This window comes from Burkholderia pyrrocinia (assembly GCF_003330765.1).
Classification (GTDB): Bacteria; Pseudomonadota; Gammaproteobacteria; order Burkholderiales; family Burkholderiaceae; genus Burkholderia; species Burkholderia pyrrocinia_B.
The window spans coordinates 3263430-3287034 of the sequence record NZ_CP024903.1; the positions used below are offsets into that span (position 1 = coordinate 3263430).

Annotated in this window: 22 protein-coding genes; 11 read left to right on the forward strand and 11 right to left on the reverse strand. The window is 67.5% G+C overall.

What is annotated here, in order from left to right; genetic code table 11:
- Nucleotide 1 precedes the first annotated feature (1 nt).
- Nucleotides 2–664 (reverse strand): ParA family partition ATPase, encoded by a 663-nt coding sequence (parA, locus tag CUJ89_RS32485; RefSeq protein WP_114181309.1) that lies wholly within the window; start codon nt 662–664, stop codon nt 2–4.
- Between the two features lie 979 nt (nt 665–1643).
- Between parA and arsC the strand changes: the two genes are divergently transcribed.
- Entirely contained in the window at nt 1644–2000 is a 357-nt protein-coding gene (gene arsC, locus CUJ89_RS32490; RefSeq protein WP_114181688.1) for an arsenate reductase (glutaredoxin), read from the forward strand.
- A 125-nt stretch (nt 2001–2125) separates the two neighbouring features.
- Here arsC and CUJ89_RS32495 read toward each other — a convergent pair whose 3' ends face one another.
- Nucleotides 2126–2341: a zf-HC2 domain-containing protein gene (locus CUJ89_RS32495; protein ID WP_114181310.1), complete on the reverse strand. Its 216-nt coding sequence runs from the start codon at nt 2339–2341 to the stop codon at nt 2126–2128.
- A complete protein-coding gene (locus CUJ89_RS32500) occupies nt 2319–2918 on the reverse strand; it encodes an RNA polymerase factor sigma-70 (protein ID WP_114181311.1) in 600 nt (199 codons plus the stop codon). Before CUJ89_RS32500 ends, CUJ89_RS32495 begins: the two co-directional genes overlap by 23 nt.
- Nucleotides 2919–3285: 367 nt before the next feature.
- On the opposite strand from CUJ89_RS32500, the gene CUJ89_RS32505 reads away from it, so the two are divergent.
- Nucleotides 3286–3840 carry an NADPH-dependent FMN reductase gene (locus CUJ89_RS32505; protein WP_114181312.1) on the forward strand — a complete coding sequence of 185 codons (555 nt, stop codon included), beginning with the start codon at nt 3286–3288 and terminating at the stop codon, nt 3838–3840.
- A 60-nt stretch (nt 3841–3900) separates the two neighbouring features.
- On the opposite strand, the gene CUJ89_RS32510 is transcribed toward CUJ89_RS32505, so the two are convergent.
- Together CUJ89_RS32510 and CUJ89_RS37895 are read right to left on the reverse strand one after the other, a co-directional pair.
- On the reverse strand, nt 3901–6144 hold the full coding sequence (locus CUJ89_RS32510; RefSeq protein WP_114181313.1) for a hybrid sensor histidine kinase/response regulator: 2244 nt from the start codon (nt 6142–6144) through the stop codon (nt 3901–3903).
- Nucleotides 6145–6252: 108 nt separating this feature from the next.
- Nucleotides 6253–6546 carry a hypothetical protein gene (locus CUJ89_RS37895; protein WP_152036686.1) on the reverse strand — a complete coding sequence of 98 codons (294 nt, stop codon included), beginning with the start codon at nt 6544–6546 and terminating at the stop codon, nt 6253–6255.
- A gap of 70 nt (nt 6547–6616) precedes the next feature.
- Between CUJ89_RS37895 and CUJ89_RS32515 the strand changes: the two genes are divergently transcribed.
- Genes CUJ89_RS32515 through CUJ89_RS32525 form a run of 3 tightly spaced genes read left to right on the forward strand, consistent with a single transcriptional unit; the run spans nt 6617 to nt 8539 of the window.
- Nucleotides 6617–6985: a response regulator gene (locus CUJ89_RS32515; RefSeq protein WP_114181314.1), complete on the forward strand. Its 369-nt coding sequence runs from the start codon at nt 6617–6619 to the stop codon at nt 6983–6985.
- Complete coding sequence (locus tag CUJ89_RS32520; RefSeq protein WP_114181315.1) at nt 6978–7604, forward strand: chemotaxis protein CheC; 627 nt, start codon at nt 6978–6980, stop codon at nt 7602–7604. The genes CUJ89_RS32515 and CUJ89_RS32520 overlap by 8 nt, the downstream gene beginning before the upstream one ends.
- Nucleotides 7601–8539 (forward strand): GGDEF domain-containing protein, encoded by a 939-nt coding sequence (locus CUJ89_RS32525; RefSeq protein ID WP_114181316.1) that lies wholly within the window; start codon nt 7601–7603, stop codon nt 8537–8539. Before CUJ89_RS32520 ends, CUJ89_RS32525 begins: the two co-directional genes overlap by 4 nt.
- Before the next feature lie 22 nt (nt 8540–8561).
- Here CUJ89_RS32525 and CUJ89_RS32530 read toward each other — a convergent pair whose 3' ends face one another.
- Complete coding sequence (locus CUJ89_RS32530; RefSeq protein WP_114181317.1) at nt 8562–9446, reverse strand: alpha/beta fold hydrolase; 885 nt, start codon at nt 9444–9446, stop codon at nt 8562–8564.
- 191 nt (nt 9447–9637) lie between these two features.
- Between CUJ89_RS32530 and CUJ89_RS32535 the strand changes: the two genes are divergently transcribed.
- From CUJ89_RS32535 to CUJ89_RS32555, 5 genes are all read left to right on the forward strand, one after another.
- Nucleotides 9638–9970, forward strand: a complete 333-nt coding sequence (locus tag CUJ89_RS32535) for a hypothetical protein (RefSeq protein WP_114181318.1) — start codon at nt 9638–9640, stop codon at nt 9968–9970.
- Nucleotides 9971–10201: 231 nt separating this feature from the next.
- Entirely contained in the window at nt 10202–11050 is an 849-nt protein-coding gene (gene hpnD / locus CUJ89_RS32540; protein ID WP_114181319.1) for a presqualene diphosphate synthase HpnD, read from the forward strand.
- A 13-nt stretch (nt 11051–11063) separates the two neighbouring features.
- Complete coding sequence (gene hpnE, locus CUJ89_RS32545) at nt 11064–12317, forward strand: hydroxysqualene dehydroxylase HpnE (RefSeq protein ID WP_114181320.1); 1254 nt, start codon at nt 11064–11066, stop codon at nt 12315–12317.
- A gap of 11 nt (nt 12318–12328) precedes the next feature.
- Nucleotides 12329–14302 carry a squalene--hopene cyclase gene (gene shc, locus CUJ89_RS32550; protein WP_114181321.1) on the forward strand — a complete coding sequence of 658 codons (1974 nt, stop codon included), beginning with the start codon at nt 12329–12331 and terminating at the stop codon, nt 14300–14302.
- Nucleotides 14303–14356: 54 nt separating this feature from the next.
- Nucleotides 14357–15013 carry a phosphorylase gene (locus CUJ89_RS32555; protein WP_236655095.1) on the forward strand — a complete coding sequence of 219 codons (657 nt, stop codon included), beginning with the start codon at nt 14357–14359 and terminating at the stop codon, nt 15011–15013.
- 121 nt (nt 15014–15134) lie between these two features.
- Here the strand turns inward: CUJ89_RS32555 and CUJ89_RS32560 are convergent, their stop codons facing one another.
- The gene (locus CUJ89_RS32560) at nt 15135–16124 is read right to left on the reverse strand and encodes a VacJ family lipoprotein (protein ID WP_114181323.1); all 990 of its coding nucleotides are present in this window, start codon (nt 16122–16124) and stop codon (nt 15135–15137) included.
- Nucleotides 16117–18750: an MMPL family transporter gene (locus CUJ89_RS32565; RefSeq protein ID WP_114181324.1), complete on the reverse strand. Its 2634-nt coding sequence runs from the start codon at nt 18748–18750 to the stop codon at nt 16117–16119. Before CUJ89_RS32565 ends, CUJ89_RS32560 begins: the two co-directional genes overlap by 8 nt.
- A 314-nt stretch (nt 18751–19064) precedes the next feature.
- Between CUJ89_RS32565 and CUJ89_RS32570 the strand changes: the two genes are divergently transcribed.
- Nucleotides 19065–19661 (forward strand): phospholipid-binding protein MlaC, encoded by a 597-nt coding sequence (locus CUJ89_RS32570; protein WP_114181325.1) that lies wholly within the window; start codon nt 19065–19067, stop codon nt 19659–19661.
- 171 nt (nt 19662–19832) lie between these two features.
- Here CUJ89_RS32570 and CUJ89_RS32575 read toward each other — a convergent pair whose 3' ends face one another.
- The 3 genes from CUJ89_RS32575 to CUJ89_RS32585 all read right to left on the reverse strand — a co-directional run bounded on the left by CUJ89_RS32575 (nt 19833) and on the right by CUJ89_RS32585 (nt 23575).
- Nucleotides 19833–20480, reverse strand: a complete 648-nt coding sequence (locus CUJ89_RS32575) for a response regulator (RefSeq protein WP_114181326.1) — start codon at nt 20478–20480, stop codon at nt 19833–19835.
- Between the two features lie 32 nt (nt 20481–20512).
- Nucleotides 20513–21895 carry a cache domain-containing protein gene (locus CUJ89_RS32580; RefSeq protein WP_114181327.1) on the reverse strand — a complete coding sequence of 461 codons (1383 nt, stop codon included), beginning with the start codon at nt 21893–21895 and terminating at the stop codon, nt 20513–20515.
- Nucleotides 21896–22012: 117 nt separating this feature from the next.
- On the reverse strand, nt 22013–23575 hold the full coding sequence (locus CUJ89_RS32585) for a sensor domain-containing diguanylate cyclase (RefSeq protein ID WP_114181328.1): 1563 nt from the start codon (nt 23573–23575) through the stop codon (nt 22013–22015).
- Nucleotides 23576–23605: the final 30 nt, after the last annotated feature.

Here is a 23605-nt window from a genome sequence, read left to right on the forward strand (position 1 = left end):
GTCAGGGCAGCATGGCGACGATTTCGTCGGCACATGCGCGAATCTCCGCAGCGGCCAGCTTGCCGCCGCGATCGTTCATCTGCAGCACGGTCTGACCGAGCGCCATCGCCTGCTTGTACGCTTCCCGGGTCGGGATCTGCGTTTTCAGCAACGGGAAGCCGAGCTCCTCGAGCGCGCGCTTGAGCTCGCGGGTCAGCATGCGCTTCTCTTCGGTCTTGTTCAGCAGGAAGACGGCGCGGAGGTCTTCGTTCATGGCCTGAGCCTGCTGGATCAGCTTGACCAGCCCGACGCTCGACCAGTAATCGGCCGGCGACGACGAAGTCGGGATCACGGCAATCGATGCGGCCAGCAGGACGACGCCCGATACCTTCTCGGTGATCGACGGCGGGCAGTCCACGACGATGATGTCGTAGTCGTTGATGAACTTCTTGATCTCGCGATGGATCTGGCCGTCGGCTTCGGCAAGGTTGACGACCGGAAACGGAATGCCGGTGTCGCTGTCGCCGGATGCGCTCGACCAGTGAACCAGCGTGTTTTGACGGTCTGCGTCGATGACGAGGACGCGCTTCCCTTTTTCATGGAACGCGGCGCCGAGGTGCATGGCAATCGTGCTTTTGCCGACACCACCTTTTTGTTGAGTGACTGCAATGATTTCCGCGGCCAATTTTCACTCCTATTTTGGTCGTTGGAATTCTACAGGACGATATTTATATTTCAATGAAATTGTCGTTCGACAACTACGCGTTAGCCATTCGGGCTATCGGTTTATGCGCATAAACGAACCGGCGGTGATCGGTGGCGCGATCGGATCGCGTAGCTGATGCCTGGAGACGTCAACGAGCCACTCGATGGTTGCGTCATCACGAGCCGCGTTGTCGGTGTGAGCAGTGTCATCCTGCGATATCACAGTGCCCTACCCGGTCGTTGGATGGTGGTGGTCTGTCGTGCTGCGGGCGGTGAGTTTGTGCGCATAAACTCACCGGAGACCGAGGCGATCAACCGTGTGGCGGGACAACCGGGCATTCCTGAGCGTGGGTTGTGAACTGTCCGCCCTAGCCAAGCACGCAGCTTCGAAGTGTGCCATTGACCCTGCGTGCATCGGCACAACGCGCTGTCGGGGAGCGACGTTTATGCGCATAAACCGGGGCGATGGACGGCGAGCGGCGAAGGATCAGGTGCCGACCTTGCCTGAATTCCGGTACGCAGTGATGCACCGACGAGGCAGCATATCGACGCAGCGATCGCACCAATGCCGTGGCGTGTCGTCATTCCGACGCGCCATGAATCGCGAGGTGCCTTCCCCGACGATTGCAAGCTTTATGCGCATAAACCAACCGGCTTGCCACGCCATCGCCTGCGCCTCTCGCTGCCCGAGGCAGCTGTCACGATGCATTGGCTCGCAGAACCTTATTCCTCATTCCGCGATAGCGTGCCTCCCGACTTTACGCGCATAAACACATCAGCTATTTGAAGCACATCGCCGATGGCACGCCCCTCTCGCGGCTCGCGTCACTGCCGCACCGCGTCGCCAACCCAGCCTCTGCGAAGCATCGAATCCGAGCTCGATCTCGCATCGACTGTCCCGCCGAAGCACCCGATGCAGACTGGCTACAATACAAGGCTCTTCCATCCAGGCCTGAATGATGATCACGATCTATCACAACCCCCGATGCTCGAAGTCGCGCGAGACACTTGCGTTGGTCGAGTCGCTGAATACTGCCGGCTCGCCGCTGAATGTCGTCGAGTACCTGAAGACGCCGCCGACGGTCGAGGAACTGGAAACGCTGCATCGGCAGCTCGGCCGCCCAATTCGTGACATGCTGCGCGACGGCGAGGAGCCGTACAAGACGCTGGATCTGGCCCGTGCGAATCTGACCGATGCGGAAGCCTACGAGGCGATTGCCGCTCATCCGGTTCTGCTGCAGCGCCCCATCGTCGTTTATCGCGGCAAGGCGGCTATCGGTCGACCGCCCGAATTGGTGCAAGCGTTGTTCGAATAATTCTTGGCCGGCGTATTTTTCTTATTGCATCAGCCCGGCGCGCGCACCGGCAATCGAAGCCGGCGCGATCGCCGGGCAGCACGCCACCCGCCGCCCGCCGCCCGAACGACAGCGGCAACGCGCGCCTAGCCCTCCCCGGACGAAGCGTTGTCATCGCCCGGTCCCCGCCCCGCCGCCGCTTTCGCGGCCGTCCGCAGCAGCGCGATCTGCCCGCGATAGGCCCTGCATCCGCTGCAGGCCGGCAGGTGCACGCGCACCTGCAGCCGCTCGTGCAGTGTCAGACGCCTGTCGAGCGCATCCGACAGCAGTCGCGTCACATCAGTACATTTCCCCGGCAGCATCTTCGGTCGTCAGTCCTTTTTCGCTCAGGCAGGTTCGCAGGCGTGTGCGCGCCCGATACAGCAACACGCTGCAATGATTCGTCGTCAGCGTCAATTCGCTGCAGATGTCCGCAATCTCGACATCGAGGAATTCGCGCATCATGAATACGCGTCCGATCTGCTCCGGAAGGTGGTCGAGGCAGGTCTGGAACAGCATCCAGAACTGCTGCTGCTGCAACAGCGTTTCGGGTTGCGGCCATGGTCGCGGCTTCGCATGCGCGGCCCAGTGTCCGTTTTCCTTGAACAGTTCGCGATCGAGCACGGATTCACCGTCGAGCTCGGCGTCGAGCGCGGACAGGCTCACCGTCCGCTGCCGCGCGCGCAACACGTCGATCAGCTTGTTGCGCAGGATGCCGAACACCCAGGTCTTGTGGGCCGATCGCCCGCCGAAATCGCCCGCGTGCGACCACGCCGCGGCCAGTGCCTCCTGCACGGCATCTTCGGCCGCGTCGGCATCGCGGAGCTGGAGCCGCGCGAAGCGCAGCAGGTCGCGCCGCAGTTGCGCGAGATAGGCGGGGTCGTCGTATGCGGACGGCATGTCTGGGTGGCAGTGTCTCGAAGCGATCGCGCTTGCGCCATAGAGCGGGCGCGTCGCGGTGCCAGCAGCTTACTGGGCGCGGTGCCGGCCTGCAACGCATGTTCCGTCACGAATTCACGAAACCGGCCGGCGCGCTGCGCTATGCTTGCCGAAACCCGTATCGCGCGTCGATGGCGCTGCGCGGCGGGCAGTTTGTAACGTCAGAACATAACGGCCGAGTTATCCACAATTTCTGTGGAAAACCTTGTGGAAAGTCGGCCGGACGGCCCCGTGGGGCGGTTCACGGGCTGGCTTGCCTATAAACAGACCTTTGTCGCCTATTCAGAAGCAATCGATCCGATTCTTCACTCACCGGAAGGAGAACGCCATGTCCTATCGTATTGCGGTCGTCGTCGGCAGCCTGCGTCGCGCTTCGTGGAACCGCGCGCTCGCGCACGCCGTGATCTCGCTCGCTCCCGCCGATTTTTCGTTCGAATTCGTCGAGATTGGCGAACTGCCGCTATACAGCCAGGACTACGACGCGGATTTCCCGGAAGTCGCGAAGCGCTTCAAGCAGTCGATCGAAGCTGCCGACGCGCTGCTGTTCGTCACGCCCGAGTACAACCGGTCGATTCCGGGCGTGCTGAAGAATGCGCTCGACTGGGGGTCGCGCCCGTGGGGTTCCAACTCGTGGTCGGGCAAGCCGGGCGCGGTGCTCGGCACGTCGCCGGGCGCGACCGGCACCGCGCTGGCGCAGCAGCACCTGCGCAACGTGCTCGCGTACCTTGACGTGAAGACGCTCGCGCAGCCCGAGATGTTCATCAAGCACGACCCGGCGCGCATCGACGATCAGGGCCAGATCGTCAGCGAGGACACCCGCAAGTTCCTGCAGGGCTTCGTCGATCGCTACGCGGGCTGGGTGCGTCTGCTGAAGCAGGCCTGACGACTTCGGCCTGATCGTCAGGCCCGTTCACGCAGCCGGCGCCGGCCCGCACGCAGCGGGTCACGCGCCGGCGTGCCGCGCGTCGCGCGCTTCGCGGATGCCCAGCAGGATCTCGTCGAGCAGCGCGATATCGAACGGCTTCGACAGCACGCGGACGTTGACGGTGCGCGTGCGATCGAGTTCCTCCGCGTAACCCGTGACGAGAATCACGGGCAGCTTTCCCGGCCGCTTGTCGACCGCTTCGGCGAGGTCGATGCCGTTCAGGCGGCCCGGCATGTGGATATCCGAAATCACGAGGTCGAACGCGTCGTTTGCGGCCGCGCCCTCGATCAGGCGCAGCGCGTCGTCGGCGGTGGGTGCATAGGTCACGCGGTGTCCGAGCAGCGAAAGCAGCGCCTCCGTGCCGGCCGCGACTTCGCTGTTGTCCTCGACGAGCAGCACGTGCAGGCCGGCGAGCGCGCCGGCGTCGTGCACGACGGCCTGCGGCCGCGCGACGACGTCCTCGGCGCGCGCGCGCGGCAGGTAGAGGCGCACCGACGTGCCGGCGCCGACCGCGCTGTCGATCGTCGCGAGGCCGCCCGAGCGTTCGCAGAACGCGAACACCTGCGGCAGGCCGAGCCCCGTACCCATCCCCTGCGCCTTCGTCGTGAACAGCGGCTCGAACGCGCGCGCGAGCACGTCGGGCGCCATGCCCGAACCCGTATCGTCGAGCGAGATCTGCACGAAATCGCCGGTCAGCGGAAAGCCGTCCTCGCGGCGCAGCGTCACGTTGCGCGCGCCGACCGTGAAGCGGCCGCCGGTCGTCATCGCGTCGCGCGCGTTGACCGCGAGGTTGATCACCGCGAGCTCGAGCTCCGCGACGTCGACGCGGATCGGCCAGACGCCGGGCTCGATCGCGACCACCAGCGACGATTTCGAACCGAGCGACGTCTTCAGCAGTTCGCGGCACGTGCCGACCCATTGCCCGATGTCGATCGTCTCGTTGTGCAGCGGCTGCTTGCGCGCGACGCCGAGGAGCTGGCGCGTGAGCGACTGCCCGTTCTTCAGCGCGCGTTCGATCGCGCCGAGTTCCTTGTCGAGATGCGGGGCGCCGCGCCGTCGTGCGATCTGCACGTTGCTCGAGATGATCATCAGCAGGTTGTTGAAGTCGTGCGCGACGCTGCCGACGAGGTTGCCGAGCGCCTGCATCTTGCGCGACTGCCGGTACGCCGATTCGATCGAGCGCCGCATCGATGCTTCGGCCTGCCAGCGGTCCCACGCCTCCTCTTCCGCCTTCAGCCGCTTGAGCGACAGCCAGATCACGGACCACAGCGCGATCGACGGCGCGAACATCGAGATGAACAGCACGCTCAGGTGTTCGTACCATTCATGCCAGATCGCCGACGTGCGGTAAGCGCACGTCACGTAGACGGGATAGCTGCCGACCTGGCGGTACGCGACGATCTCGCTGCTCGCACCGTCGTGGCGCACGTGCACGACGCCCGCGCGCGGATCGTTGCGCGCGTCGCCGAACGTGGCCGCGCGATCGGTGTGCGTGAGCGATGGCGGCGGCGGATACGAAGCGATCACTGCGCCGTCCGAGCGCGCGAGCGCCATCGTCATCGGCGTGCTCGCGCCGCCGACCAGGTCGCGATAGAACGCGTTGAAATACGACGACTTCAGCGCGATCGACACCATCCCGGCGAACGAACCGTCGCTGTGGCGTCGCGCGACGCCCGTGTTGAACACGGGAATGTTCTCGAGCTTGAGCGGCCCCATCATCAGCCGCGAGATGTGTTCGATGACCTTGCCGTCGCGGATGCCGGCGAAGTCGTCGCGGTTCGCGATCGACGCATAGGGCGCCGGATAATAGAGGCTGTTGGCGAGCAGCATCCCGCTCGCGCCGAAGATCGACACGGCGGCCACTTGCGGATAGCCGCCGCCGATCGTGTTCAGCGCTTCGTGGATGTCGGATTCCTTGCTGCGCACGGTCGCGTCGTCCATATCCTGCACGAGGTCGACGATGCGCGCATCGAGCGTTTCGCTCAGGTCGAACACCTTGAGCGCGTGTTCCTCGGCGACGCGCACGGTGCGCATCGTCACGTCGCTCGCCGCGGCCTCGCGTGCCTTCAGGTCGTTGTACGCCATCACCATCACGTAGAGGAACGGCAGCACGATCGCCGCGACGAGCAGCACGATCAACGTCACGCGGCGGACCGCGAAATCGTGCTCGGGCGCACCGGTCGCGTAGCTTCCGTCGTCCTGCCAGTCGTCGGCGGGAGTAGAGGCGGGGGGGCGGGAGTCGGCAGGCCGGTCGGACGTCATCGAAGAAGCGGGTGAAGCAGAGGTGCCTGCCATCATAAACGAGTTGCGACGGCCCGCTGCGCGGCCCGGCACGCACGCGATCCTGTCGAATCCGACAGGGGAAGATTGTCAGATTGAAAACGCGACGAATCCGGCAGCGCAAACGTACACAAGGAAAAATTTTGCGTACTTATCTCGAAAATGGTCGCGGCTGTTTTCGGAATGACGCGAGATCGGACCGATTCTGTTCGAAATGGTGAAAATGGCGAGTTGCATCGCCTTCGGTTTACTCAGAGAATCGCGCCTTGCTTTCCCTATGACAGATAGATGCGCCCGCCGGCGTTCGCCGCGCGGTGCGTCGCGCGCACCCGCGTCGCGGCGCCCGCGCGCGGCCGCAAGGCGGTTGCCTGCGCCCGAACGCATGGCGCCTCAAGAAGCGCGCCGCGCGGTCGTTAACGCGAGAGAGACCATTCCGCATACCGCACCGCCCGCCATGTCTTTGCCGATTGTAATTGCCGACGATTCGCTGCTCGCTCGCAAACTTCTGACAAAGGCGCTGCCGGGAGACTGGGACGTTGACGTCACGTATGCAGCGAATGGTCGCGAGGCCTTGGCGCTCTATCGTGACGGCAAAGCTTCCGTGATGTTTCTGGACCTGACGATGCCCGACATGAGCGGATATCAGGTCCTGGAGACACTGCGCCACGAAGATCTGAACACGTTCGTGATCGTGGTATCCGCCGATATCCAGCCGCAGGCGCAAGCACGCGTGCGCGAATTGGGCGCGATCGCATTCGTTGCCAAGCCCGTGACGTCGGAGGCATTGCTGCCCATTCTCAAGGAGTATGGGTTGTATGCCTGAATCGGTGTTCACGGCGGAGCAACGCGACGCGTTGCAGGAGATCGCCAACCTTGCAATGGGCCGCGCCGCCGCGCGGCTTGCGTTGTTGCTCGGCCGCTTCATCGAGCTGTCGGTGCCGCGCGTGCGTGTCGTGAAGGCGGCCGACGCGGGCGACGCGCTGCGCGAGATGACGGGCATCTACGACAACGTGACCGCCGTGCGCCAGGGCTTCCGTTCCGACATCAAGGGCGAGGCGATCGTGCTGTGCCGCACGGCGGGTGTCGGGCGGCTCATGACGGTCGTCGATCGCACGTTCGGCGACGGCGTCTATGGCGGGATGACGACGCCGGACGAACTCGTGTTCGACGTCGCGAACGTGCTGATGGGCGCCTGCGTCGCGTCGATCCTCGACGAGCTCGGGCGCAAGCCCGTGTTTTTTCCGCCCGGGCTGCTCGGTACGAACGTGTCGTTCGACGACGTATTCCAGCCGAACGTGCTCGCGTGGAGCGTTGCGCTGCTGCTCGAGGTGAACTTCGGGCTCGAGGACCACTCGTTCCGAGCCCACTTCGTGATGCTGATGGCCGAAGATTCGATCCGATTGATGGGCGACGCGCTCGACGCGTTGCTGTCCGCGCTATGACGCCCGCCGCCCCGTCGCTGAGCGACCTCGTGATCGAGCGGGTCGGCTTCGGCCTGTTCGTGCTCGACCGCTCGATGACCGTGCTGATGTGGAATCGCTTCATGCAGGACCACAGCGGCATCCCGGCTGCCGACGTGATCGGCCGCAACCTGTTCGACCGCTTTCCGGATCTGCCGCACGCGTGGCTGTCGCGCAAGCTCGAGAGCGTGTTCCAGCTCGGCAGCTTCGCGTTCAGCTCATGGGAGCAGCGGCCCTACCTGTTCCGCTTCGAGCACGACCGGCCGATCACGGGCGGCGTCGACTACATGCAGCAGGACTGCACGTTCATGCCGCTCACGCGCGGCCGCGATGTCGAGGCCGTGTGCGTGACGATCTCGGATGTCACGCATGTGAGCGTGATGCAGCGCGAGCGCGAGGAAGCGGTCGCGAAGCTGCGCGAACACGCGAATCGCGACGGACTGACCGGCATCGCGAACCGGCGCTTCTTCGAGGCGCGGCTCGGCGACGAATTCGCGCGCTGGCAGCGCTACGGCGGCGACATGTCGGTGTTGCTGTTCGATCTCGACCACTTCAAGACGATCAACGACCGCTTCGGGCATGCGGCCGGTGACGCCGTGCTGCGCGAGACGGCGCGCCGCGTCGCGTCGATCGTGCGCGCGCAGGACACGTTCGGCCGCTTCGGCGGCGAGGAATTCGCGCTGCTGCTGCCGTGCACGACGCTCGACGAGGCGATGCGGGTGGCCGACAAGGTGCGCGATGCGATCGGCAGCGTGCCGGTCGATGCCGAGGGCGTCAGCGTGCCGGTGACGGCGAGCGTCGGCGGTGCGTGTGCGAAGACGGGCGCGCCGACCTGCGACGTGCTCGTCAACGAGGCCGACGCCGCGCTCTATCGCGCGAAGCGGCTCGGGCGCGACCGCTCGGTCGCCTACGCGTAGGCGCGCCGGCCCCGCCCCGCGCTCAGCTTTTCGCGATGTCGGCCAGCACGCCGGCCAGCACGGCCGGCTGCGACACGAACGGCGAATGGCTGCTGTCGAGCTGGTGGACGTGGGTCGGATTGCCGGGCGCGAACGCGTCGGCTTCGTCGATGAAACGCTGCTGCAGCGCGGGCAGGATCACGCGATCCTGCAGGCACTTGATGTAGTGACGGTCGATCGCGCCCCAGCGTGCGGCGGTCGTCGGGATCGCGGTCGCGAACGGCGCGGCCGGCACGTCGCAGGTCATCAGGTTCGCGACGGCCTCGAAGTCGGCCTGCGGCACATCGTCATACAGCGCGCGCTTCGCCATCTCGCGATACGCGGTGTCGCCGCTGCGCGGATCGATGCGCAGCGCACCGGCGACGCGCGGGCTCGCGAGCATCAGCGGGCCGAGCATCTCGCCCGTGTTCTCGGGCGCGCGCACGTAGTCGAGGCCCGGCACGCCCGACGCGGGCATGAAGGCCGCGAGATAGACGATCTTCGTGATCTTTTCCGGCGCGCGTTCGGCGACCGCCGTGATCGCGAGGCCGCCCATGCTGTGCCCGACGAGCACGACCTTGCCGCGGCCGAGCGCGTATGCGTCGTCGACGGCCTGCATCACCTGCGACGCGTAATCGTCGAGCGTCGTGTTCGCGACCGGCGACGGCTCGGCGCCGAACGCGTCCTTGTCGAGCGGCCGTTCGAGGTAGGACGCGGGAAAGCGGGCATTGATGCCGTGCGCGGGCAGGTCGCGCGCGATCGACAGGTGGCCGCGCGCGGCCAGCGCGACCGCGACGTGCGCGTAGCACCACGCGCCGTGCCAGGCACCGTGCACGAGCACGAAAACGGGATGGTCGGACTGCGGGGTGGCGGTGACGTTCGTCTCCATGGTGTCCGTGTATTTTTTGAGGAAGGTGTCATCTTAGACGAACCCGTGCGCGCCAAACGCGAACGCACGGTGCGATCGCGTTGCCGGTCGCGATCCGTCCCGCTTGTCTCGCGCAGGCCACATTTCGTCCGGATCCGATATGAATTTGTGCCGAAGCGCGCTAATTTGTTGCTTTGCTCCGATGGCGCTCCATGAACGTCGATTACCTCTTCTACCGGAAGCCGGACAAGCCTGGCCCCTATTCGCTCGACGACCTGGGTGACATCGCGCCGCCGATCGGCGCGGGCGACCTGGTGCGCGCGGGGATCGCGCGCGTGTTCGAGCAGATCGACTGGCAGGAATCGCACGATGTGCCGGGCGCGTGGTTCGGCACGGGCGGCGCGGTATTCCAGTTCACCGTGGAGCCAGACGGCCGCGTGACGAGCTTCATGGGCTCGCGCCTCGAACGCCGCTCGATGCTGCAGCTCACCCGCGAAATGGGGCTCATTGCGCTCGACCTGCAGCGCGACATCGTTTACGGCTGACGAGCCGCCTGCGCCGCACGGCGCCTGTTCCCGCCGAGGCCGGTCGCGCCGCGTGTCCGCCATCGAATTTCAAAGATTGCTATACTTTCGCCCAATTCCGGCTTCCGGCCGGTAATTTGTGCCTGTCTGCGTCGATCGTTCGCATATCTCGCACGCAATTGACACCTTGACCATCCCAGCCGGGCATGGCTTCTTCAATCGCCCCGCGTGGGTGTCTCCGTGGAGCTTGTCTTGGCCGTTTCCAATTCCGTCGTGGACGAACCAGAAACCGACGCCGCTGCCGTCACATCGGGCAGTTCTTTCTATCTTGCGATGCGCATCCTGCCGGCGGTGCAGCGCGATGCGATGTTCCAGGTCTACGCGTTTTGCCGTGCGGTCGACGACATTGCCGACAGCGACCTGCCGCGCGCCGAGCGCACCGCGGGCCTCGATCGCTGGCGCGCCGACATCGACGCGTGCTTCGCGGGCCGGCCGCCGCGCCATCTGGCCGCGCTCGACCGCGAGATCCGCGCGTTCAACCTGCAGCGCGACGATTTCCACGCGATGATCGACGGGATGGCGATGGACGCGGTCGAGGATATCTGCGCGCCCGACGAGCCGACGCTCGACCTCTTTTGCGATCGCGTGGCGAGCGCGGCCGGCAGGCTGTCGGTGAGGATTTTCGGGATGCCGGAGGCCGAAGGGATCAAGCTGTCGCACCACCTCGGCCGCGCGCTGCAACTGACGAACATCCTGCGCGACATCGACGACGACGCGGCGATCAACCGTTGCTACCTGCCGCGCGAACTGCTCGCGCGCGAAGGCATCGCGATCGCCGATCCGGTGACGATCGCTCGCGATCCGGCGCTGCCGCGCGTGTGCGCGACGCTCGTCGAGCGCGCGTTCGAGCACTTCCGCCAGGCCGACGCGGTGATGGATACCTGCGCGCGTGCGCAGGTGAAGGCGCCGCGCATCATGTCGGGCGCGTATCGCTGCATTCTCGAGGCGGCGATCGCACGCGGCTTTGCCGCCCCGCGCGCGCCGCTGCGCAAGCCGAAGGCGCGCATGCTGATGATCGCCGCGCGCTACGCGCTGTTCTGAGTCGACCGAGTCGATGCCCAGAACCGTCCACGTGATCGGCGCCGGACTCGCGGGCCTGTCGGCCGCGGTCGAGCTGCAACGCCGCGGGCGGCGCATCGTGTTGCACGACGCGCACGCGCATGCGGGCGGCCGCTGTCGCTCGTGGTTCGACGGGACGCTGAACACGACGCTCGACAGCGGGCTGCACGCGGTATTCGCGGGACAGTCCGCGACGCAGCGCTACCTGCGCGCGATCGGCGCGGCCGATCAGCTCGCGGGGCCCGCGCTGCCTGAATGGCCGGTCGTCGACGTCGCGTCGCAGCAGCGCTGGACGCTGCGCTTCGGCAACGGGCGCTGGCCGTCGTGGCTGTTCGATGCCGCGTCGCGCGCGCCGGGCACGACACCGCTCGACTACCTCGCGCTCGCATCGCTCGCGTTCGCGCGCACGGGCCGCTCGCTCGCACAGACGATGCGATGCGACGGCGTGCTGTGGGATCGTTGGCTGCGGCCGTATTTCCTCGATGTGCTGAATGTCGAGCCGCGCCACGCGAGTGCCGAGCTTGCGCGCGCGGCGCTGTACGGCACGTTCGCCGCGGGCGGCCCCGGCTGCCGCCCGCTCGTCGCGCGCCACGGGCTCGGCAGCGCGTTCGTCGAGCCGGCGCTGCGGATGCTGCAGCACGGCGGCGCGCAGATCCGGCTGAATTCGCGGCTCGACGCGTTCGAATTCGGCGCGCACGGCAATGCGGTCGATGCGGTCGCGATCGGCGGCGAGCGCATCGATCTCGCGTCGGGTGACGCGGTCGTGCTGGCCGTGCCGCCCGAGGTCGCGCAGCCGCTCGTGCCCGAACTCACCGCGCCCGACACGTTCAGCGCGGTCGTGACCGCGTATTTCGCGGTCGAACCGCCGGCCGGCAGCCCGCTGCATACGACCGTCGTCAACGGCGTCGTCGATGCGGTGCGCACCGGCGGCGGCCAGCTCGCGGCAACGATCCGCGATGCGGGCCGCTGGCTCGACACGCCGCGCGACACGCTCGCGCAGCGCATCTGGGAAGACGTCGCGCGCGTGACGGGCGCGAACCCGGAAACCATCCCCGCGTGGCAGCTCGTCGTCGAGCCGCGCGCGGGCTTTGCGGCGGTGCCGTCGCAGGAAATGAAACGTCCGGCCGTGCGTACGCGCTGGACCAATCTTGTGCTGGCGGGCGACTGGATTGCCACCGGCTTGCCCGCCACGATCGAGGGCGCGATCCGTTCCGGCCAGCTGGCCGCGGACGTGCTCCAGACACAATAAGAGAGGGACCGATGAACGATCTCACCGAAATGGCTAACTTGTCCGCCGGCACTGCGCCGACCGACGTCGACGCGGCCGTCGCGCGTGCGACCGACGCGCTGCTGGCCGCGCAGAAAGCGGACGGACACTGGGTCTACGAACTCGAAGCCGATTCGACGATTCCCGCCGAATACGTGCTGCTCGTCCACTATCTCGGCGAGACGCCGAACCTCGAGCTCGAACAGAAGATCGGCCGGTATCTGCGCCGCATCCAGCAGGCGGACGGCGGCTGGCCGCTGTTTACCGACGGCGCGCCGAACATCAGCGCGAGCGTGAAGGCGTATTTCGCGCTGAAGGTGATCGGCGACGACGAGAACGCCGAGCACATGCAGCGCGCGCGCAACGCGATCCACGCGATGGGCGGCGCGGAGATGTCGAATGTGTTCACGCGCATCCAGCTCGCGCTGTACGGTGCGATTCCGTGGCGCGCGGTGCCGATGATGCCGGTCGAGATCATGCTGCTGCCGCAGTGGTTCCCGTTCCATCTGTCGAAGGTGTCGTACTGGGCGCGCACGGTGATCGTGCCGCTGCTCGTGCTGAACGCGAAGCGGCCGATCGCGAAGAACCCGCGCGGCGTGCGCATCGACGAGCTGTTCATCGATCCGCCCGTCAACGCCGGGCTGCTGCCGCGCCAGGGCCACCAGAGCGCCGGCTGGTTCGCGTTCTTTCGCGTGGTCGACCATGCGTTGCGCGCGGTCGACGGCCTGTTCCCGAGCTACACGCGCGAACGCGCGATCCGCCAGGCCGTGTCGTTCGTCGACGAACGCCTGAACGGCGAGGACGGCCTCGGCGCGATCTATCCGGCGATGGCCAACTCGGTGATGATGTACGACGTGCTCGGCTATGCGGAAGATCATCCGAACCGCGCGATCGCGCGCAAGTCGGTCGAGAAGCTGCTCGTCGTGCACGACGACGAAGCGTACTGCCAGCCGTGCCTGTCGCCGGTGTGGGACACGTCGCTCGCGGCGCACGCGCTGCTCGAGACCGGCGACGCGCGCGCCGAGGAAGCCGTGCTGCGCGGCCTCGAATGGCTGCGCCCGCTGCAGATCCTCGACGTGCGCGGCGACTGGATCTCGCGCCGCCCGAACGTGCGGCCCGGCGGCTGGGCGTTCCAGTACGCGAACGCGCACTATCCGGACGTCGACGATACGGCCGTGGTCGTGTTGGCGATGGACCGCGCGCAGAAACTCAAGCAGAACGATGCATATCGCGAATCGATGGCGCGCGCGCGCGAATGGGTCGTCGGGATGCAGAGCAGCGACGGCGGCTGGGGCGCGTTCGAACCGGAAAACACGCAGTACTACCTGAACAACATCCCGTTCTCCGATCACGGCGCGCTGCTCGATCCGCCGACGTCCGACGTGTCGGGCCGCTGCCTGTCGATGCTGTCGCAACTCGGCGAGACGGCCGCGAACAGCGAGCCGGCCCGTCGTGCGCTCGACTACATGCTGAAGGAACAGGAACCGGACGGCAGCTGGTACGGCCGCTGGGGGATGAACTACGTGTACGGCACGTGGACCGCGCTGTGCTCGCTGAACGCGGCCGGCCTCGGGCCGGAAGATCCGCGCATGAAGCGCGGCGCGCAGTGGCTGCTGTCGATCCAGAACAAGGACGGCGGCTGGGGCGAGGACGGCGACAGCTACAAGCTGAACTACCGCGGCTTCGAGCAGGCGCCGAGCACGGCGTCGCAGACGGCCTGGGCGCTGCTCGGCCTGATGGCGGCAGGCGAAGTGAACAACCCGGCGGTCGCGCGCGGTGTCGACTACCTGATCGCCGGGCAGAACGAACAGGGCCTGTGGGACGAGACGCGCTTCACGGCGACGGGCTTCCCGCGCGTGTTCTACCTGCGCTACCACGGCTATCGCAAGTTCTTCCCGCTGTGGGCGCTCGCGCGCTACCGCAACCTGAAGCGCGACAACGCGACGCGCGTCACGGTCGGGATGTAACGCGTGGGCGCGGCACAGCACAACGGCACATTGCCCGTCATCGCGGTGACGGGGATGGCGTTCGAGGCGCGCATCGCGCGCGGTGACGGCGTCGAGGCCGTGTTCGCCGCGCGGGCCGACCGGCTCGAGCGCGCGCTGGCCGACGCGACCGCGCGCGGTTGCGCGGGCATCGTGAGCTTCGGTACGGCGGGCGGGCTCGCGCCCGATCTGGCGCCCGGCGCGCTCGTGATCGCGAGCGCGATCGACGGGCCGTTCGGCCGCGTAGAGACCGATGCGGGCTGGAGCGCGCGGCTCGTTGCCGCGCTGCACGACACGCCGGTCTGGGCGCGCGTCACGCGCGGCACGATCGCGGCCGTCGGCGCGCCGGTCGTCAGCGAACAGGACAAGGCGTCACTGCACCGCTCGAAGGGCGCGCTCGCGGTCGACATGGAGTCGCACATCGCGGCGGCCTTCGCGGCCGCGCGCGGCGTGCCGTTCGCGGTGTGCCGCGCGATCGTCGATCCGGCGTGGCGCACGCTGCCGCGCGCAGCGACGGCCGGCCTGCGCGACGACGGCAGCACGGCGATCCTGCCGATCCTGCGTGAATTGCTGAAGCAGCCGTCGCAACTCGGCCCGCTGCTGCAGGTCGCGAGCGACGCGCGCGCGGCGCGCACGACGTTGATCCAGGCGCGGCACGCGTTCGAGCGTGCGGGCGCGATGCGGATCGTTTGAGCGGCGCGCGCCGCTTTTCTCTCTCCCTCCTCCTCTTCCCGGTTTCCCGCTTCGCGCGGACAAAAAAAGAGCGCTGCATGATGCAGCGCTCGGTGTCTTTGCGGCGGTCGCCGTTGCGGCGTTACTGCGCGGCCGGATTGCTCGCGGGCATCGCCGGTGCGGCCGGTGCGCCGTTGGCGGCCGGCGCACTCGCCGAGTTGGGCGATTCCGGCGCCGCGGCAGGCGCACTCGCCGGCATCGCATTGTCCGCACCCGGATCGTCGTACTGCGGCAACCCCGGCGCGGCCGGCGCGTTGTTCGGCGTGGCGCCCGATGCGCCGCCCGACTCGCCCGGATCTTCGTAGTTCGGCAGCCCCGGCACGGCCGGCGTCGCGGCCGGCACGGCGCCCGATTCGCCCGGCTCGCTGTAGTTCGGCAGCGTGGCCGACGACGACTGGCTGCGATACGTCAGCGACTTGCGCTGCTGCAGGTATGCGTCGCGCACGAACGAATACGGATCGAGCGCGGCCTGCTTCAGCAGGTCGGTCGCGCCGAGCAGGTCCGAACGCGCGCTGATGAACTGCGCGATATACATCGGGTTGCGCGCGGCCGGCTCGATGTAGTTGAGCAGGTTGAAGCGGACGTCCACGGCGCGGCCGACGCCGTCGCGGAACGTGCTCGGCCCGAACACGGGCAGCACGAGATACGGGCCGGACGGCATGCCCCAGCGCGCCATCGTCAGCCCGAAATCCTGGTGATGCTTCGGCAGCCCGGCCGGCGTCGCGATGTCGATCAGGCCGGCGACACCGAACAGCGAGTTCATCGCCACGCGCATCAGATCCTGCGTCGCATCGGTGATGCGCAACTGCAGCAGGTTGTTCGCCATGTTGCCGAGATCGCCGAGGTTCGAGAAGAAGTTGCTGATCGCGGTGCGCACGGGCGTCGGCGTGACCTTCTGGTAACCCTTCGCGATCGGCACGGCGATGTTCGAGTCGACGGTGTCGTTGAACTTGTACATCGCCCGGTTCATCGGCTCGAGCGGGTCGTTGGGATTGCGGTTCGGTCCCGTCGCGCAGCCGGTCAGCATCGCGCTGGCGGCGACGGTCGCCGCCATGATTCGCACCTTATTCATTGATTCCTTGCGATTGGTTCTTGGCGCGATTGACGCGCGGTTTGCCCATCAGGACGGGCTGGAACACCACGGCGCCGATCAGCGTGCAGGTCAGTGCCAGCGCGAGCAGCTTGCCCATGCTCGACGTGCCCGGGTGGTGCGACAGCCACAGGCTGCCGAATGCGGTCGCCGTCGTCGCGGCGCTGAACAGTACTGCATGCGTGAGGCTCGAATGCAGCAACCCCGTCTGCCCCGCGCGCCACGCCATCACGAAATACACCTTGAACGCGACGCCGACGCCGAGCATCAGCGGCAGCGCGATGATGTTCGCGAAGTTGAGCGACATGCCGAGCACGACGCACATCTCGAGCGTCACGATGCCCGACACGAGCAGCGGCACCAGCGTGCGCAGCACGTCGCCGAAGCGGCGCAGCGTGACCCACAGCAGGATCGTGATCGAGATGATCGACCACAGCGCTGCGTGCAGGAACGCGTTGATGATCGTGTCGGCCGAATGCAGGATCGAGATCGGCCCGCCGGTCGTGCCTGGCTCCGCGGCCTTCACGGTCGTCGCGAAACGGCGCAGCATCGTGTCGTCGTTCGGGTCGACGCCCTTCGGCACCTTCGGCGAAATCTGCACGAGCGCGTGGCCGTCCGGCGCGATCCAGTCGCGCACGAGCTGCGGCGGCAGCGATTCGCGCGTGATGTCCTGCGGCTGCAGCAGCGCCGCGAGCTGGTTGAGCGCGATGCGCAGCGTGTCGGAGAACGCGCGCTCGGCGCGGTCGCGCGTCGCGCTGTCGGCGGCGGCGAGCTTCGCGATCGATGCGGACAGGTGTTGCGCGGCGGCCGCACCCGGGCCCGGGTGATCTTCGGCCGCGTAGCTCAGCAGGTCCGACACGCGCTTGAGCGCGGCAACGCGCTGTGCGTCGGTCGCGGGCGGCGCGGCCGGCTGCGTCAGCGCGGGCAGCAAGTCGCTCGCGGCCGCGGCGATCGCCGCGCGCTTGGCCGGCTGGTCGGCGGGGATGAAGGTCGACAAGGTGGTCGTGCGGCCGACTTCGGGCAGCGCGTCGAGGCGCTTCGCGGCCGCGTCGGCGCCTGCGAGCGACGGCGCGAGCAGCGTGACGTCGTTGACGGCCGCCTCGGGCGAATCCTTCAGCGCGAGCAGCGTCGCCATCGATTCGCTGTGCGGATCCTTCAGGTTCAGCGGATTGAAGTCGAAGCGCAGGAACGCGAGCAGCGGCAGCGCGCCGATCACGACCACGAGCGTGCCGATCAGGATCGGCTTGCGATGGCGATCGAGGAAATCGTCGACCGGCGCGAGCCACGGGAAGCCCGGCGTCTTCGATTCGCCCGGCGGTGCGAACAGGCGCAGCAGCGCGGGCAGCAGCGTGAGCGTGGTCAGCAGTGCGACGAACATCCCGACGCCCGCGATCAGGCCGAGCTCGGACACGCCGCGATACGCGGTCGGGATGAACGAGAAGAAGCTCGCCGCGACCGCCGCGGTGGCCAGCGCGAGCGGCATGCCCATCGAGTGCGCGGCGCCGATCAGCGCGTGATCGATGCGCTGATCGCGGAAGCGTTCCTCGCGGTACTTCACGCCGTACTGGATCGAGAAGTCGACACCGAGGCCGACGAACAGCACCATGAACGCGACCGAGATCATGTTCAGCGAGCCGACCATCATCAGGCCGAGCGCCGCGGTCACGACGAGGCCGACGAACAGCGTGACGAGCACCGAGCCGATCATCCGCTTCGAGCGCAGCGCAAGCCACAGGATGCCGAGCACGACGAGCAGCGTGAGGGCGCCGTTGAGCGCCGCGCCGTCCTGGACCGACGCGAATTCGTCGTCGGCGAGCGGCTGTTCGCCGGTCAGGCGCACGGCCGCGCCGTAGCGCTTCTCGAGGTCGAGCGAGCGCGCAGCGTCGCGGATCACCTGGCTGGTTTCCGCACCGGCCTTCAGCGCGCCGTAGTTGACCACGGGCTGCACGGTGACGAACGCGCGCGCGGGCTGTCGCGCGGCGTCGCTGTCGACGAGCGCGCGCCACGAGAACGCGGCCGGCTTGCCGGCCAGTACGTCGTCGACCGTCGCGGCGCTGCGCGCAAGCAGCTTGGCCATCGCGGGCAGTTTCACCTGGCCGGTCAGGAGCGGCTGGCCGAGCGTGGTGGCCAGCGTCGTCGCGAGCCCGGTCAGGCTCGGATTCTTCGCGAGTTCGTTGACGAGCGGGCGCGCGCTCGCAAGCTGCGACGTTGTATCGGAGACTTCCTGCGGCGACAGGAACAGCAGCCCGTTGTGCTCGAAAAACGGCCCGCCGCCGGGCTCGGCGACCTGGCCGATGCGGCCTGCTTCGGCCTGCTTCTGCAGCGCTTCGGTCAGCGCATGCGCGGCGGCATTCGCGAATTCGGGCGCGGGCGCCTCGACGACCGCGAGGATCGTGCCGTTGCGTTGCGGGAACGCTTTATCGACGGCCTGGCCGAGCGCGGCCCATTGCGGTTCCGCATCGACGAGCTTGCTGATGTCGGTGTTGATCTTGAAATGTTGCGCGACGTAGACGCCGCTTAAGGCGGCGATGACGAGCGACAGGACGACGACCCAGACGGGGCGGCGCACCGACCAAGCAACGAGTCGGACGATGAGAGATGTCACCATGTGGCGGTGGGGAGCGGCTGGCTAGGGCAAAGTAGTCAAGTATACCGGCGCGGCGTGGCGACGGTCGTGACGTTGGGGTTTCGGGGCGGGAAGGAGATGCGTTCGCGGCGGCGGAATTGGTGCAGGCGGCCGGTTATTTTGTAAGGGTACGCTTACATAATCGGCGGCTGCGCTGCTTTTCCCGCGCCTGTGACAAATGAACTGAAAGGTAACAGTCGGTCACGGCGCCGCAACCGGGCGTCAGGCCCGGTATACTTTGCTCCACCGGCCGATGCAAAGAGCCGGCCGTTTTTTCTCATCGAGTGCGATATCGTATGAAACGTCATCTGTTTGCTTTCGTCGCGGCCGCCGCCGTGTCGGTTTCCGCTTTTGCGCAGAGCGCGCCGGTCGATATCGTCCGCAATGCGGTCGAGGGCACCGTCACCGCGATGAAGGCCGATCCGGCCGCGCGCGGCGGCGACATGGCGAAGGTCTCGCAGGTCGTCGAGCAGCGCTTCCTGCCCGCGACCAACTTCGAGCGCACGACCCGCATCGCGGTCGGCGACGCGTGGAAGCAGGCGACGCCGCAACAGCAGCAGGAGCTGTACAAGCAGTTCAAGCTGCTGATGACGCGCACCTATGCCGCGTCGCTCGCGCAGCTCGGCAGCCAGGACGCGAAGTTCTCGTTCAAGGCCGGCGGCGCGTCGGGCGCCGACGCGCTCGTGCAGTCGACGGTGACGACGCCCGGCGACAGCCAGTCGGTCGGTTATCGTCTCGGCAAGGTCGGCAACGACTGGAAGATCTACGACATCGACATGTCGGGCGCGTGGCTGATCCAGGTCTACCAGGGTCAGTTCAAGGGCCAGCTCGCCTCGGGCGGGATCGATGGCCTGATCGTGTATCTGCAGAAGCACAATTCGCGGACGAACTGACGGCCGCTGCGCGGTTCGGAGTCCGGATGCATAGGGCGCCCTCGGGCGCCCTTTTTTCGTGGCGGGTCGCGCTGCGGCGTCGGCCCGCCGTGCGTGACGTCTTCTCGGCCGGAATGCCGCGGCGCGTCGGCCGGTCGCGTGTTCCGTAACTGATCGCCGCGTCGGGTGTGCTTACCGCCGCCGATGCTCGACCGCGAACTTGATCAGCTCGGCCTGCCCTTCGATCTCCAGCTTGCGCTTCAGGTTGAGCCGGTGCGTCTCGACCGTGCGCACCGACAGCCCTGTCTGCTGCGCGATCTGCTTGCTCGACAACCCCTCGGCCAGCGCGTCGAGAATGTCGCATTCGCGCGGCGTCAGCCGATCGAGCGGTGACGCGATCGCGCTCGCATGGATCATCCGCGCGGCGAGCCCTTCGCTGAAGAACGTCTGCCCGGCCAGCACCGCGCCGATCGCACGGACGATCTCGCTCGCGGGCGAATCCTTCAACAGATAGCCGCTCGCGCCGGCACGCACGGCCTGCGTCACGTATTCGATGTTGTCGTGCATCGACAGCATCAGCACGCGGATGCCCGGAAAGCGCTCGTGGAACACGCCGGCGAGCGTGATGCCGTTCATCCCGTTCATGCCGACATCCATCAGCGTGAGATCGGGTTCGAGCGATGCGGCGAGCGCGAGCGCCTCGTCGGCGTTGCCGGCCTCGCCGACCACGGACAGGTCGGCCGCTTCGAGCCGCATCCGCAAGCCGTCGCGCACGAGCGGATGATCGTCGACGAGCAGCAGTCGGGCGGCAGCGGGCCGGGCGGTGTCGGGGGCGCTCATGCGTGAAAGGTCTCCTGTCATGGGGCGCGTCGTCAGGTGGCGCTGCGCAGCGGCACGCGCGCGGCCACGATCGTGTGGCCGACCTGCGACGTGATCGTCAGCATGCCGCCGAGCGCGTCGAGGCGCTCGCGCATGTTGCGCAGGCCGATGCCGCGGCGCGCGTCGGCCTGCGAGCGTTCGGCGTCGAAGCCGCAGCCGTTGTCGGCGATGGTCAGCGTGACGGATTGCGCGCCGACGTCGAGCGTGACGGCCGCGCGCGACGCCTGCGCATGATGCACGATGTTGCTGAGCGCTTCCTGCGCGATCCGGAACAGCGCGGTGTTCACGGCCGCGGGCAGCGGCCGCGTGCCGCTGTGCGCGACCTGCGTATAGCCGATGTCGATGTCGCTTTCGGCGCCGAGCTCGCGGACGAGTTGTTCGAGCGCGGCCGCGAGGCCGAGATCGTCGAGCATCGCGGGACGCAGCGCATGCGAGATGCGCCGCACTTCGCGCAGCGTGTCGCCGAGCCGCCCGACGCCCGATGCCAGCGCCTGCTCGGCCTCGGGCAAGCGCGCCGCGCCGCGTTCGAAGCGCGCGAGCGCGGATTCGAGCATCAGCTTCGCGGACACCATCATCTGGCTGATTCCGTCGTGCAGCTCGCGCGACAGCCGCGCGCGCTCCTGCTCCTGCGATTCGACGACGCGCTGCGCGAGCAACTTGAGCTTCGCGTCGGCGCTGCGCGATTCGCTGACGTTCAGCACCAGTGCGCAGACGGCGATCGCCGCCGCGCCGGTCAGCGCGATGGCGGTGAGCCAGCTCATCGTGCGCTCGATGTTCGCGGACGCGCGCGCGTCGATCCGCTGCAGCGCGTTGTCGACGTCGTCGAGATAAATGCCGGTGCCGACCATCCACCCCCAGCGTTCGAGCGCGACGACGTAGCCGAGCTTCGGCGCGACGCGGCCCGTCGACGGCCGCTGCCATGCGTAGCGGACGTAGCCGCCGCCGTGCGACGCCGCGCCGATCAGCGTCTGGATCGTCAGTGCGCCTTGCGGGTCGCGCATCGACCAGAAGTTGTGGCCGACGCGCTCGGGCTCGCGCGGATGCATCAGCGAATTGCCGTGCAGGTCGTACACGAAGAAATAGCCGTCGGGCCCGAAATCCATCTTCTGCAGCATCGCGAGCGCCTGCGTGCGCAGCATCGCGTCGTCGCGCCCATTGCGGCCGCTGGCGTCGTAGAGCGGCATGATCGCGCTCGTCGCGAGCTCGACGTAGTGCTTCAGCTCGACTTCCTTGCTCGACAGGTACGCGGACTGGATCGTCGCGTGCTGGGTGCGTGCGAGCGACGTCGCCTGCTGGCGCACGCCGAAGCCGATGCCGGCGATCGCGAGCAGGAACGGCACGATGGCCAGAAGGAAGATCTTTGCCTTGAGTCTCATGGTGGTGCGAAGCGGCCGCGAACCGGCGCGGCTGACGAGCCGCCATTGTCGGCGATTTTGCACGCGGGCGGCGGCGGCCCGGCGGTCGCCGCTGCCGCGGCTCGGGCGCTCAGCGGCTCAGGCCCGCTTCGACACGAGATCGTCGGCAGCGGTCGTCAGCACGACGATGCGGTTGCGCCCGCCTTCCTTCGCGCGATACAGCGCATCGTCGGCAAGTTTCAGTGCGGCCTGCATGTCGTCGTCGTGTTCGGGATAGTTCGTCGTCACACCGATGCTCACCGTCAGGCGGCCGGACGCACCGGCGTCGTGCCGGATGCCGAGATCGAGGATGCCCGTGCGGATCGTCTCGGCGATCGTCACCGCGCCGTCCGTGTCGACGTCGGGCAGCACCACGACGAACTCCTCGCCGCCGTAGCGCGCCGCATAGTCGGCCGGGCGCCGGAGGCAGCCGGCGATGCAGTGGCCGACTGCGGCGAGCGCGTCGTCGCCGGCCTGATGGCCCTGCGTGTCGTTGTAGCGCTTGAAGTAATCGACGTCGATGAACAGCAGCGACAGTGCGCGCTGCGAGCGCGCGGCGCGGCGCCATTCGCGGGCGAGCGTGACGTCGAGCATCCGGCGGTTGTCGAGCCCCGTGAGGCCGTCGGTGCGCGCGAGCGCCTGCAGCTCGGTTTCCGCGCGGTGGCGCTTGCGCAACTGCACGTCGAGCAGCAGCGTCAGGCCGACGAAGCCGATCGCGAGCGCGGCCATCGCGGTGCCGATCGGAATCGCGCGGTCGTACCACGCGGCGTAGGTGTCCGCTTCCGACCGCGCGACCATGATGATGAGCGGCAGGTGGTCGAGGTGCCGGAACACGTACAGGCGCCGCACGCCGTCGATCGATGCGGTGTCGGCGAAGCTGCCTTCGCTGGCGGTCATGAAGTGCCGGAACGTGCTGGCGCGGCTGATGTTGCGGCCGACGATCGCCGGGTCGTACGGTTCGCGCGCGAGCATCAGGCCGGTCGTGTTGATCAGCGCGATCGAGCCGCGATCGCCGAGCGACAGGCGCGAGAACAGGTTCTGGAAATATTCGAGCCGGATCGACATCACGGCGACGCCGCCGAACGACCCGTCGGGCCGCGTGATCCGCCGGCTGAGCGCGATGCTCGGCGAGCCGCCGCGCAGCCGCGAATGGTACGGATCGCTGACGTACAGGCCGACGTCGGGCCGGTCGCGGTGCACGATGAAGTACGGCTCGTTGCTGAAATTGGCCTTGCGCGGTACGTCGCTCAAGCCGTCGACCGCGATGTCGCCTTTCGCGTCGAGCACGTAGATGCCGCCGAGGTACTTGGCCGTCGTCGCGCGGTCGAACAGCACCTGGCGGCGCAGCGACATCGGCAACGCGATGACTGCCGGGTCGTTCTCGCCTTCGACGACGGCCTGCAGCGACAGCGAATAGATCTCGATGTTGCGCTCGATGTCCCACGACGCCATCAGCGCGAGGTTCTGCTGCATGGCGCGCGCGCGGTCGCGTGCGTCGATGCGGCCTTCGTACAGCACGATCGTGCACAGGAGCAGCAGGAGCAGCGCGATCAGCAGGCCGGCATAGAAGATCAGGTGCGGCAGCAGGAACCGGCGCAGATGAGCGGCGACACGGCTCGTCAGGCCGGATTCGCTGGGCATTGCGTAGTCGGTTTCTGCCATGGTCGGTGGATCGATGGGCATCGTCGCCAG